Consider the following 12,489-nt stretch of genomic DNA (forward strand, 5'->3'; position numbering starts at 1 on the left):
CCCCGGAGAAATCCGGGGTTTGTTTGTTTAAGGATATTACGAAAACAACAATGGCCGTTTTCTTTTCGGAAGACGGCCATTGTTGAGCATTCGGTTATTGATAGCCTGTATTCTGACCAAATTCCCCTTTATTACTTACTGCATCGATTTGTGTTCTTGGGATTGGTTTCAGCAGATTAAAATCTTTGATGTTCAATGCGTTTGGGTTGTACGCTTTTACACGCTCCAAAAGTTTTCCTGTTCTTTTCAGGTCGAACCACCGGATCTGTTCGCCGGCAAATTCCCTTCCACGTTCATCGAGGATAAAGTCCAGTGTCATTTGTCCTGCGGAAACCTGCATCGCAGCAATCTTACCCGCTTTTGCAGCTCTGGTTCTGAGCACATTGATATATTTAGCCGCATCGTCTGGATTTTGCAACTGCAAGGACGCTTCTGCGGCAATCAGGTATAATTCCGCAAGGCGGATTACGAAAACATCGCGGGCACTTTGCGCCTCATTGATACTACTTCTGGTAGGATCATCAAACTTATTCAAAGTCACATAATGCAACTGATCTTTTACGGTCCCATCCGCATTATAAACGGCATTACGGTCGTAGATTTTGTACAATTTACCGGTCGGGGCAAACACTTTTTTTGTGGCAAAAATAGCGGTATCCCCTACTTTCATTCCGGCAGGTCTGGTAGTCCCGTTGGCATACCATACCGTTTTAAACGAGCCTTCATAACGGGCATCATCATCACTAAACAGATCCAGTAAAAAACGGGTCGGCATATAGCGGTCAAAAGGCCTTCCGTTGATGATATCGCGCAACATTCCCGGCTGATCGTCGTATTTCATGGCGAACAACATGTGACTGCTGTTACTGCCCCTGCTATGCCCCAGAGGGTTTAAGATGGGGTCAGCAAGGTCATTTAAAGATAGATTTGTAGAATAATTTACGGCGTAAATCACCTCTTTATTTTTCAGATTCGCCATTTTCCATAGGTCTCCGTAAGCAGGTAAAAGCGAGAAACCATAGCCGCCGTCGATCACATTCAACGCCATTTCTTTGGCTTCTTTATATTTCTTTTGCGTCAGGTACATCCTTGCCAGCAATGCCTGCGCCGCAGGTTTTGTAGCCCTGCCATAATCTTTGGTAGTTGGCGGCAGATTGGTCACGGCGAACAATAAATCCTCAATAATCTGTTTATTGAAGGTCTCTACCGGGGTTTTATTGGCCGTAGTCGTTACTCCTTTAGTTTCATCAAGGGTAAAATGTACACCACCCCAGGATTCTACGATGTGCCAGTTGTAAAAAGCGCGGAGGAATTTAAGCTCTCCTTCTCTGATGGCCTTTGTAGCGGGATCCAGACCTGCACCAGCAATCTTATTGATCCCTGCATTACATAAATTTACGGCGGTATACAGCTGCTGCCATTCTGTGGTGACTGCAACATTTGTGCCCTGCAGATTGATGTATTGCGTTAAATCTGTGGTCACATCTCCCGCACCACTCATCCAGAGGTCGGTCCCCATTTCGGCCATCCCATACCCTTCTTCTTTTCCATACCACCATCGCTGATAAGAATACGCTGCATTCACTAAGGTTTCAAAACCTGCCGGCGTCGTGTATACACTTTCCGCAGTGATCCCGGAAAGGTTCTCTTCATTTAGCATCTTTTTACAAGACGACAAGGCCGCCAGTCCGCTAAAAATTAATAATCCTTTAATTATATGATTTTTCATGATCTATCTTGTTTGTTGATAATAATTCCGTTTAAAAGCTGGCATTCAGGCCAAACGTCCAGAGTTTCGTCATTGGTGCGCCTTCCGACCCGCCTCTTTCCGGATCATATTCCTTTAACAGTTTTGATTTGGTGTAAGTAAAAGGGTTTCTAGCGGTTGCATAGAACCTCAGACTTTTCACAAAGCTCTTTTCAAGCGTCAGTTTTGGAATGGTGTAACCGAGGGTAATATTCCTGATTCTCAGGAAAGAACCATCTTCATAGCCCAGACTCGTAGAATACAAGGTGGAAGCAAGAGAAGTATTCTTATTTGGTCTCGGATACGCGTTTGTTGCATTTTCAGGAGTCCAGTAATCGATGATCGTGGAGCTGTTGTTTACACCCTGTGGATCATAGCGGCGTAGGAAATCCGCGTATATCATCTGCCCCATTCTTGCATAGAGATACACGTTTAAGTCCCATGCTTTATAAGTGAACGTATTCTCCAGTCCGCCACTCCAATCAGGACGGTTGGTGCCTAATATTTTACGGTCGTTGGTACCGTCAATTTTACCGTCACCATTCAGATCACTCACCTTGATATCGCCAGGTTTTTGTCCGTATTTTGTGGCTTCCGCAGCTTCGTCAGCCTGCCAGATACCTATCTTTTCATAGTCGTAATAAGATTGAATCGGAGAACCTACAAACCAGGCATTCTGTACGTCTGCCTGAGCGCCACCAGCCAATTCGATGATGCGCTCCTTATTTCTGCTAAAGCTCAATGCGGTAGTCCATTGAAAGTTTTCGCTGATGATATTTTTAGATGACACGTAGATTTCCAGTCCTCTGTTGCCGGTTTTAGCGACATTCTGAATCACGCTGCTCAAACCTGTGGAGGTCGGTAAGCTTCTGTTCAGGAGTAAATCATAGGTTTTAGAGTCATAATAATCGACAGTTGCAGAGATTCTGTTTTTCAGGAAGGAGATTTCCAATCCGATATCGCTGGTCTTGGTTTTTTCCCAGGTCAGCTGGGTATTCCCTGTTCTTGGCGAATAAGTATAGGCTGGTGCCGCAGCATCATCATAAGCAAATGCAATTTTCGACAAGGTGCTTTCTGTGGAATAAGGACTGATGTTGTCACTTCCTGCAATCCCGTAACTGTATTTTAATTTCAGGTCACTGATTACTTCATTGTCTTTCAAAAACGCTTCATCGCTTATTCTCCATGCGACAGCCCCCGAAGGGAAGAAAGCCCATTTATTGCCCGCTGCTAGTTTTGAAGAACCATCCGTACGTCCGGTCAGGGTAAGCAGGTATTTTCCTTTGAAAGCATAGTTTAAGCGCCCGGCAAAGGAAACCAGGTTGTTCATCGTATAAGAAGTAGTTACCGCCTGATTGACGGTGTTGCCCAGGCCGTAAAACAGCTGAGATTTTAGCAATTGGTTTTCACCGGAAGCGTTCACATTGTCCCCTCTGTTGAACAGTAAACTGTTGATACCAGTTAAGGTAAAAGCATGATCTTTGATCTGCTTGTTGTAAGTCACAAAGTTTTCAATATTGATCAAATGCCCGTTAGAAGCACCATAAGTTGCTTTGGGATTGGAACCATTACGGTCCAGAGAATAACGATCCGCATAAGTACCGATGCGTTCCATGTTTAAGTTTGCGCCAAGGTTAGAGCGAAAAACCAGCCCTTCCAATGGTTTCAACTCCATGTATGCCGACAAAATCGTACGGTTAATCACCGACTCGCTGGTATAAATATCTGGTTGCTCATCCGCCAGTGGATTTACAAACGTTCCAAAAAGCGGGTAAAACATGAATTGTCCTGCATCATCATAAATTGTTCCTAAAGGCGCTACTTTATTTGCTTGATTTAGGGGATCTCTACGGTTTTCCTGCTCATAATGGGTAAACTGAGCCTGTAATCCGGTGGCAAACATTTTCCCGATAGATTGGTCTACGTTTAAACGCGCAGAATAGCGATCCGACTTGTCTTTCTTCAACACACCTTTTTCATTCATGTAGTCTAAAGAGAAGTAAACCTTTGTTTTTTCTGTTCCTGCACGTACTCCGATTTGGTGGTCCTGCTGATGGCCATCATGGAAAAGCAAGTCCTGATAATCCAGAAACTGATTATTTTGAATGGCTGAGTATTCTGCGGTGTTGAAAATCGAAGCATCATCTGCCGGAGTTTTCCAGTTTCCTGTAGTCCGGTTTGCCTCTCTTTTCAGTGCGATATATTGCCCGGCATCCATTACAGAAGGATACCTCGACACTTTAGAAATCCCGTAATAAGAATTTAAAGAGATGGTTGCTTCTCCGCTGATTCCTTTCTTAGTGGTGATCAGGATAACACCGTTCGCCCCTCTTGATCCATAAATTGCGGTCGAGGAAGCGTCTTTCAGGATGTCCATAGAAGCAATATCGTTGGGGTTTAAATCCTGAATACTGGAATATTGCACCCCATCTACAATGATAAGTGGTCCGTTTCCGGCAGAAATAGAGCGGGTTCCACGAATATTGATATTTACTCCCGAAGAAGCAGATCCAGAACTTCTGGTAATGTCTACACCGGGAACTTTTCCCTGAATTGATTCCAGTGGATTGGCGGAAGGAACTTTTGCGATTTCATCGCCTTTAACGGAAACGACTGAACCCGTCAGGTCCCGCTTTTTCACCGTGCCATAGCCCACCACCACGACTTCATTCAGGTCATTTTGTTCGGGCGTTAATTTAATATTGAGGTTTGTCTGTGCACCTACACTGACTTCCTGTTTTTGAAAGCCGACATAGTTTAGCAGGAGAATGGGATTGGAAACGTTTGCAGGAATACTTAAACTAAATTTTCCATTGGCGTCGGTGCTTGTCCCGCGGGTACTTCCCCTGACCTGGACGCTCACGCCGATCAATGTTTCCCCGGTTTTGGAATCGGATACCTGGCCCGAAATTTTGCGGTCCTGGGCGTACAGTGAACTGCATAAAAGACACAGCACGGCCAGTGTTAAATAGAATTTGCTCATTATATTTGGTTAGGTTAATTTCTTTCGTCCTTAAACAAGTCTACAAAGAATCAAACACCAAAATTTAAAACGGAGGATAAAAAACTGTGCAATCGTTCCCGAAACCAGTGAAACAGAATACACTAAGGGGAATTCAGACCATCAAGACTAACTATCAGTGTCTTAGGCGGCACACTTCGTTTTACAAAAGCGAGCAGATGAGATTGGTTTAAACTAAAAAAGGCCATCATGAAGACGGCCCTTTTCTCTTGAAACTATAAAAAACTACTTTGATTTCTCTTTCAAAAGATCTAATTCTTTCTTTAAAAGGTCAATCTGTACCTGTTGTTCTTTGATGGCGGCTACCAATACAGGGATCAGGCTTTCCGTCTGGACTTCACTATATTTCACCACTTTAGAATCATTTTTCCCAGCATTATATTGCTTAGAAACTTCGGCTACCATTTGCGGAAATTCAGGGAGCACATTGCTCACCAGAAAACCATATTGGGCTCCTGCCGGAAGCTCCAGATAATTGAACTTTTTAGTATCGTACTGAAAGGTAACCGGCTCAAGATTCTTCAACTGTTGTGTTGAATTAGCAATCTTGTCTACATTAACTTTCAGTTCTTTTTCATTGATTTTTTGTGCGCTCACACTCATTGCACAGACTGTTAAAACAAGTCCTAATGCAGCCGTTTTCATTAACATTTGACGTTTCATGATTTTAAATATTTATTAAAAATTCACGTTATTATTCTTCTTATTCTTCAGACCAATTTCTTGATCTTTCTACTGCTTTTTTCCAGTAGTGAAGGTAGTTTTTAGCCTGATCTTTTTCCATAGAAGGCTCAAATTTCTTCTCTACATTCCATTGTTTTTTGATCTCCTCTACGCTACTCCAATAGCCAACAGCAAGACCTGCAAGATAAGCTGCACCAAGGGCTGTAGTTTCCAGGATTTTAGGTCTGACTACATTGCTGCCAAAGATATCAGCCTGAAACTGCATTAATGCATTATTTTCTACTGCTCCTCCATCTACTCTTAATTCTGTAGATTTCTTTCCGGAATCAGATTCCATACTTTTCAAAAGATCATGCACCTGGAAAGCGATACCTTCCAATGCCGCACGTGCGATGTGCGCTGCAGTGGTTCCTCTGGTAATACCAAATATCGCACCACGTGCATATTGATCCCAGTAAGGGGCACCTAAACCAGTAAGGGCAGGCACGAAATAAACACCACCATTGTCTTTCACCGAAGCGGACAAGGTTTCACTTTCTGCGGAAGTCCTGATGATTCCAAGACCATCACGCAACCATTGAATCGCTGCTCCTCCCACAAAAACACTGCCTTCTAAAGCATAAGTTACTTTATCATTGATTTTCCAGGCTACGGTAGTCAATAAGTTGTTTTTTGAGAATACAGGTTTATGACCGGTATTCATCAACATAAAACAACCCGTACCATAGGTGTTTTTAGTCATACCTTCGTCTACACACATCTGACCGAATAATGCAGCCTGCTGATCTCCCGCAATTCCTGCAATAGGAATTTTAGAGGCGAAAAGCGTGGTCACCGTATTTCCGTATACTTCAGAACTTTGTCTGACTTCCGGTAACATGCTTTCTGGAATAGTTAGCAATTCCAATAATTCTTTATCCCATTCCATGGTATTGATGTTGAACATCAAAGTTCTGCTGGCATTGGAAACATCGGTAATGTGCATTGCACCACGGGTAAATTTCCAGACCAACCAACTGTCTACCGTACCAAAACAAAGTTCTCCGCGTTCTGCTCTTTCCCTTACTCCTTTAACGTTGTCCAGGATCCATTTCACCTTTGTTCCGGAGAAATAAGCATCAATGACAAGGCCGGTTTTTTCCTTTATCTTATCTGTCCATCCTTGTTCTTTAAGCTCATCGCAATATTTTGAAGTACGTCTGTCTTGCCAAACGATGGCGTTATATACTGGAATTCCGGTTTCTTTATCCCACACAATCGTAGTTTCCCTTTGATTGGTGATTCCGATTGCAGCGATATTCAATCCGTTTAAATCAGATTTAGCAATTACTTCGGCCGCGACAGAAGATTGCGAGTACCAGATTTCATTTGCATCATGTTCTACCCAGCCTGGTTGCGGAAAGAATTGCTCAAATGGTTTCTGCGCTACAGCAACGATCTCTCCATCATGATTAAAGATAATGGCTCGGGAACTCGTTGTTCCCTGATCGAGGGCTAGAATGAATTTTTGGTCTGGCTCCATTTTATATGAATATTTAGAGTTTAAAATTTTAATTAGTTTGTACCGGGCTTAGAATATGGTATAAGTTTTAGCCAGTTTTTTGAAATCTTCGACTTCCTTTTCTACCCATACCTGATCGCGTTTCAGCTCTTCGGCAATAATCCTGGCAACTTCTGGTGCAGCTTCAATTGCAGCCTTTACATCCAGGAATAGCAACCTGAAACGACGGCCTACCACATCTTCTACCTTACGGGCATATTCATTTCTAACTGCCCATACCACCATTGCTTTCGTATATGGATATGCTGAAACAAGTCTTTCCTGAAGGGAAGGATTTTCCTTAATCAGGTTCTGAATACCTTCAAGGTCAGTTCCATAAAAATGAAGCGGATCTGATTTATCAGGTGCGGCAACATAGCCATGAATATGAAGTTGTTCGGTTTTACATGGTTTTGCCGGTAGATATCCCTTTTCAATTGCTTTATCTACGGTATCCTGCGCCATCCTTCTGAAGGTAGTCCATTTACCACCGGTAATCGTGATCATTGCTGAATCTGAAACGATGATTTTATGACTTCTGGAAATTTCCTTAGTTTTTGATCCCTCCTGTTTTGGGGCTGCCAATGGGCGTAAGCCAGCAAAAACAGCCAGTACATCTGCACGGGTTGGTTTTTTTCTAAAGTATTTAGCTGCTGTAGAAAGGATGAATTCGATCTCCTGATCTAATGCCTGAGGCTCTAGTTCCGGGTGATCTCTTAAAGTATCGGTTGTTCCTACAATTAGCTTATCATGCCATGGCACGGCAAATAGCACCCTTCCATCGTCAGTTTCAGGAATCATCAAGGCATTATCACCTTCCATGAAAGAACGGTCGAGCGTAATGTGTACTCCCTGACTTGGGCGTACCATATGCGGTGCTTCAGGTTTATCCATTTGCAGGATATTATCTACATATACACCGGTTGCATTGATGACTACCTTTCCAAATACATCATAAGTCTGACCGGTTTCTATATCTTTCACTTTTACGCCGTTTACTTTTTTATTGCTGTCTTTAAGTAAACCTTCTACTTTCATGTAGTTTAACACGGTGGCACCGTTTTCGATAGCCGTCTGCGCGATGTTTAATGCCAGTCGGGTATCATCAAACTGCCCGTCATGGTAAACTACACCACCTTTCAATCCTTCTCTTTTAATAGAAGGTAATGCGGCGATAGTTTTTTCTTTATTGATATATTTTGAAGAACCAAGGCTTAATTTACCCGCTAAAAGGTCATAGAATTTCAGTCCTATGGTGTATTTCACATTGTCGAACCAAGAGTAATTCGGAATCACAAATGTTTCATTTTTTGTCAGGTGAGGTGCATTTTTCAGTAAAAGCCCTCTTTCATGACATGCTTCGCGCACGAGGCCGAGATCGCCCTGCGCCATATAACGAACGCCGCCATGCACTAACTTGGTCGCCTTACTGGATGTTCCTTTGGCAAAATCCGCCTGTTCCACTAATAAAGTTTTATAACCACGTGTAGCCGCGTCCATTGCAATACCCAAACCTGTAGCTCCCCCGCCAATGATGACTACGTCCCATTTTTCGCCGGTTGCTAAATTTTGTATCAATTTAAGTCTGTCCATAGTAGAAGCTTTTAACAAAATGAAACTTTCAATTAGTTTCGTTTTCTTTCACAAATTTGTCTTTTTATCGTTTAAATTCCAAATTATTATCTTGTTTTTTTCGGGCAGGATTTGTTTAATTACATAGAATTGAACAAAATGCATAAAAAATTACCCGGGCTTTACACAATTGGTCAAGCCAGCCAGGCATAAACTGTAATATTGGTCAAGAGGATAATGAAGAAGAGCGCCAATTTGTTTGACACAGGCAGCTATTTCTGGTAAATAATTTCCCAACACATTTGTTGGGTAGGCTTGAAAGGGAATGAAAGCAGACATTTTTCCGCTAATTCTGATAAGTATCTCCTGGTTAATCCTTGCTTGTACTGCAAAGAAGCCTCATCCCGGCTCCTGACAGAAACAATTGGTCTTTTTTTGTAAAAATATTTCAGCTGTATTTCAATGTGTTACGAAATTTATTTAATTATAGTTCATTTTTTTAGGCAGAGAGTATACGGATTAAAGGAAAATTTCTATCTTTGCACTCCCGAAACAAGGGAACATAAATGATTCCGTAGCTCAGCTGGTAGAGCATTACACTTTTAATGTAGTGGTCCTGGGTTCGAATCCCAGCGGGATCACAGAAAAAGGCCTTTAATCGTATGATTAACGGCCTTTTTACTTTTACAGGGCACCAAAACCTGCACCAATTCGGATCAATGCCAAATGTTGGGTACCCGTTTTTTTCATCGCTTTAGAAGTTACCCGGCAGCTATAAGTTTTATAACTTCTGTTTGATTTGTCTCAACAGCTCGATCTAAAGGACTACCATCATAAGACAACATTTTACCTTTGAATTTTGCTTTTGTTTTAAAATCTACGTTTAGCTCCAGTAAAATTTTAACAATTTCTGTATAACCCAGTCCGCAAATCCAAAATAACAATTCAGATTTTGAGGTTGTTTCGCCTTCAAAAGCTGCCCCAGAATCCAATAGGTATTTTGCGATTTCCGGGTTATTCCTCCAACAAGCCCATTTAAAAGCCGTTGCGAAATATTTATTGTCAATTCCATTTTCAACTAACGTTTTGGTCGCCTCTAAATTCCCACCACCTAAGCTTGTTGTAAAGTCCAGCAAAGAGCTTTTTAAGCTGTCCACCAAATTTATATCAATGCCTTTTGATAATAGTAATTCAATGATTTCCCGATTCCCATAGGAACAAGCAAAATGAATTGGTTGTAAGTTATTTGGTCCTTTAGAATGAATATCCGCAGCAGATTCTATAAGATATTTTGCAATGCCATCATGTTTGTTTGAAATAGCAATTGATAAAGGTGATTGTCTCCCAACGTCTTTAATTTCTTTGTCTGCACCTGCTTCAATTAAAAGTTTTACGATGTCAAGATTACCATTGTTACATACAATTTGCAAGGGTGTTCCTTGAATTAAGTTTGAATAGTCGGTAAGTTTTTTATTAAGCAAAGTCGGCTTAATACCTACCAAAAACTGTTTTACTTCTTTTATGTTTTGGTTGTAACAAGCCTCATGCAAGTCTCCTTTTTCGATCATTTCATTAAATATTAAATCCTATGTTTGGCCGTCAATAGTAGGACCCATAGCACGCTGTTGGTGGTAATTATCTTTTTAGAAAAGCTTATTTTTCCAGTACTGGTATTATATGTTCCCAATTCATTTTTTTCGCAAAGTCCAATGCCATCTCTCCTTGTTTTGTCTTCTCATTTTTGTCTGCACCAACAGACAATAAGACTTCAATGGAGGTCAGGTTTCCTGCTATTGCTTCTTTATGTAATAAGGTCAAACCATGCTCATCAGCATTTACTATTTCATTTGGGTTTTCTTTAAGAAATTCAAAAAGTTTCTCCCTCATGTTTTTACTCATTGGGTGTTCTATTAAATTCTCTGGTTTTTCTTTTTGTTCATTAACCAGCAACACTTCATTATAATCTCCAAAATCTAGCCCCCAGGCATTGTCATGCTCTTTTCGTTCTTGATTTGTCATCTCGGAACGCATTGCCTGAATAGTGAACCCACCATAAACTTTTGGTTTTGGTGTGGAAGAAAACAGTTTAGAAAGCCCTCCTTTTGGTTTATTTTCAGCTATGGCAAACAGCCAATCACTAATATGATTTAAAGGAATATCAACCAGATCTCCATTAGAAATATTGGTTAATTCATGCGGACTATTAATCAGAACACCTTTTACATGATTACCCTCAAATTCCACTTCATTGATCCACATATGTTCAATAATTGGTGCATTATTTTTGTCTGTTTCTTGAGTAAATGCAATTTTCACACAAGCAACATTAAGTGCCGGAACTATTCTTCTATATTCCCAGGATAATTCTCTCCAAAAATATTTAAAAGTGTTTTGGGCATTTTTAAAGGCTTCAATCATTTTGGGGCTGTTCCCATCTGCATAAAATATCTCTGTGTCTTTCATTTATTCTTGTTATTACTTTTGTTACCTGGATGATGTGGAGCGCTTTCTTACAATTTTTATGATCTTTATAATTGCGAAATTGATATAAAAACCTGCTGGCTTTATGCCATGATTAAGCATTTTGCAGGAAGGCAAATTAATATTTTTTTAGTATAAAGTATAATGGTGGCAATGACTGTGCCGTTTATGAGACTATACAGAGCTTAGAAGGATTTATCCTGCTTTTCTGCATTAGGAAAAGCAGCATTTCAGACAGAACCAATTGTTATGGGGGTTAATGAGCATTACGTGATCGACTGCCATAGAAACTGGAGTAATCTGGAAGGAGATGATAACCTTGACCTGTTTTGAATGTAATGATTTCTATATTAGAGATCATCCTGATCTTCCAACTCAAGAGACAATGTAGTTAAATCTTGCTTTATCATTTTAACATAAGATTCAATCTGATCGTACATTTTAGCACGATTATAGAGATCATCAGTGCCATAAACACCTTTATCCTGAAAGTACTGCAATGTAAACTTATTCATCTCTTCTGTATTATCAACCGCCACTTGATTAAAACCTTTCCAGCTTTCTTTAATTTTTTCTCTTAATGAAAGCTCATTTGGTTTAGCTGGATTTTTATAAGTAATGAAATACCATACTGAAGGTGGGAAGATAGAAGAGTCTTGTCCATACCATATATCTTTTAAAACGTTACGCGGATGTTGCAGTTCTGTTATCATACTATTCTTTAAAATAAGAACCCCCAAAATAGCTTCTGCTATACCAGTACCTATGCCAACATAATCCCCGCTATGGCCGGCGTTATCGTTCGATGAAAGGAGGCCTGAAGCTACACCACCGATAGCACCTATTCCAATAGCTGCTACGGTCAGACGGGTTTCCCGTTGCTTTTCCTTCCCCTTTAAAAAATCTGCCACCTGCGTAATTCGTTCCTCCTCGCAATCGAGCTCAGACGCAAAAGAAGAAATTTCCAATGAAGCGAGATTAATCTGCCCGGAAAGTTTCATAGTGGTTTCTATTCTCCTCAACCGGTTTTCTGTAACAGGTGATCGTTTAAAATCTTCTTTAGCCTTTACAAGCTGTTGCAATAGATCCAAAAAACCAAAAGCATTGGCAATATTCAAACTTGCAAAGCCAAAATGATTTATAAGTGCGGTATCAATATTCAGCTCGTTAATAGGACGAGGCTTAAGTGCCCTGGCCTTAAATGTCCTCTGCTGGTGACAACTAATCAACCCGGCGTACTCACTTATTTGCACTTTTTTACCTAATGAACAGGAACTACAGAGGAATGCCACAACAGCAATCAACGCAAGCGGGTTTCTAACAGATTTTATCATCACTAATAAAGATAAGATTTTCCATCCTATATCCATTCTCTGCCCCAATTCAATAGGGTTTTAAGGATGGAAATTCACCCTACTCACCTTAACCGGGCGATGGACTAAA

At 40.9% G+C, this 12,489-nt stretch carries 8 protein-coding genes and 1 tRNA gene; 1 reads left to right on the forward strand and 8 read right to left on the reverse strand.

Features of this window, described 5'->3' with window-relative positions:
• Positions 1 to 94: 94 nt before the first annotated feature.
• The 5 genes from OQX61_RS00320 to OQX61_RS00340 form a co-directional block, all read right to left on the reverse strand.
• Positions 95 to 1,729, reverse strand: coding sequence for a RagB/SusD family nutrient uptake outer membrane protein (locus OQX61_RS00320; RefSeq protein WP_265839646.1), 1,635 nt, complete (start codon positions 1,727 to 1,729; stop codon positions 95 to 97).
• Positions 1,730 to 1,760: 31 nt separating this feature from the next.
• The gene (locus OQX61_RS00325) at positions 1,761 to 4,730 is read right to left on the reverse strand and encodes a TonB-dependent receptor (protein ID WP_265839647.1); all 2,970 of its coding nucleotides are present in this window, start codon (positions 4,728 to 4,730) and stop codon (positions 1,761 to 1,763) included.
• A gap of 264 nt (positions 4,731 to 4,994) precedes the next feature.
• Positions 4,995 to 5,432 carry a tail fiber domain-containing protein gene (locus tag OQX61_RS00330; protein WP_265839648.1) on the reverse strand — a complete coding sequence of 146 codons (438 nt, stop codon included), beginning with the start codon at positions 5,430 to 5,432 and terminating at the stop codon, positions 4,995 to 4,997.
• A 40-nt stretch (positions 5,433 to 5,472) separates the two neighbouring features.
• Positions 5,473 to 6,975: a glycerol kinase GlpK gene (gene glpK / locus OQX61_RS00335; protein WP_265839649.1), complete on the reverse strand. Its 1,503-nt coding sequence runs from the start codon at positions 6,973 to 6,975 to the stop codon at positions 5,473 to 5,475.
• 48 nt (positions 6,976 to 7,023) lie between these two features.
• Positions 7,024 to 8,586, reverse strand: a complete 1,563-nt coding sequence (locus tag OQX61_RS00340) for a glycerol-3-phosphate dehydrogenase/oxidase (RefSeq protein ID WP_265839650.1) — start codon at positions 8,584 to 8,586, stop codon at positions 7,024 to 7,026.
• 547 nt (positions 8,587 to 9,133) lie between these two features.
• Between OQX61_RS00340 and OQX61_RS00345 the strand changes: the two genes are divergently transcribed.
• A tRNA-Lys gene (locus OQX61_RS00345) sits at positions 9,134 to 9,206 on the forward strand.
• Positions 9,207 to 9,326: 120 nt separating this feature from the next.
• Here the strand turns inward: OQX61_RS00345 and OQX61_RS00350 are convergent.
• The 3 genes from OQX61_RS00350 to OQX61_RS00360 all read right to left on the reverse strand — a co-directional run bounded on the left by OQX61_RS00350 (position 9,327) and on the right by OQX61_RS00360 (position 12,416).
• Positions 9,327 to 10,133, reverse strand: coding sequence for an ankyrin repeat domain-containing protein (locus OQX61_RS00350; protein WP_265839651.1), 807 nt, complete (start codon positions 10,131 to 10,133; stop codon positions 9,327 to 9,329).
• 85 nt (positions 10,134 to 10,218) lie between these two features.
• Entirely contained in the window at positions 10,219 to 11,028 is an 810-nt protein-coding gene (locus tag OQX61_RS00355) for a DUF2314 domain-containing protein (protein ID WP_265839652.1), read from the reverse strand.
• A gap of 368 nt (positions 11,029 to 11,396) precedes the next feature.
• Positions 11,397 to 12,416 carry a hypothetical protein gene (locus OQX61_RS00360; RefSeq protein ID WP_265839653.1) on the reverse strand — a complete coding sequence of 340 codons (1,020 nt, stop codon included), beginning with the start codon at positions 12,414 to 12,416 and terminating at the stop codon, positions 11,397 to 11,399.
• Between the last annotated feature and the right edge of the window lie 73 nt (positions 12,417 to 12,489).

The organism is Pedobacter sp. PLR (genome assembly GCF_026239675.1).
Classification (GTDB): Bacteria; Bacteroidota; Bacteroidia; order Sphingobacteriales; family Sphingobacteriaceae; genus Pedobacter.

Bases quoted from the DNA above. Each gene is read 5' to 3' on its own strand.
- OQX61_RS00320 (WP_265839646.1), bottom strand. From the start codon at position 1,729: ATGAAAAATCATATAATTAAAGGATTATTAATTTTTAGCGGACTGGCG.
- OQX61_RS00325 (WP_265839647.1), bottom strand. From the start codon at position 4,730: ATGAGCAAATTCTATTTAACACTGGCCGTGCTGTGTCTTTTATGCAGT.
- OQX61_RS00330 (WP_265839648.1), bottom strand. From the start codon at position 5,432: ATGAAACGTCAAATGTTAATGAAAACGGCTGCATTAGGACTTGTTTTA.
- glpK (WP_265839649.1), bottom strand. From the start codon at position 6,975: ATGGAGCCAGACCAAAAATTCATTCTAGCCCTCGATCAGGGAACAACG.
- OQX61_RS00340 (WP_265839650.1), bottom strand. From the start codon at position 8,586: ATGGACAGACTTAAATTGATACAAAATTTAGCAACCGGCGAAAAATGG.
- OQX61_RS00350 (WP_265839651.1), bottom strand. From the start codon at position 10,133: ATGATCGAAAAAGGAGACTTGCATGAGGCTTGTTACAACCAAAACATA.
- OQX61_RS00355 (WP_265839652.1), bottom strand. From the start codon at position 11,028: ATGAAAGACACAGAGATATTTTATGCAGATGGGAACAGCCCCAAAATG.
- OQX61_RS00360 (WP_265839653.1), bottom strand. From the start codon at position 12,416: ATGGATATAGGATGGAAAATCTTATCTTTATTAGTGATGATAAAATCT.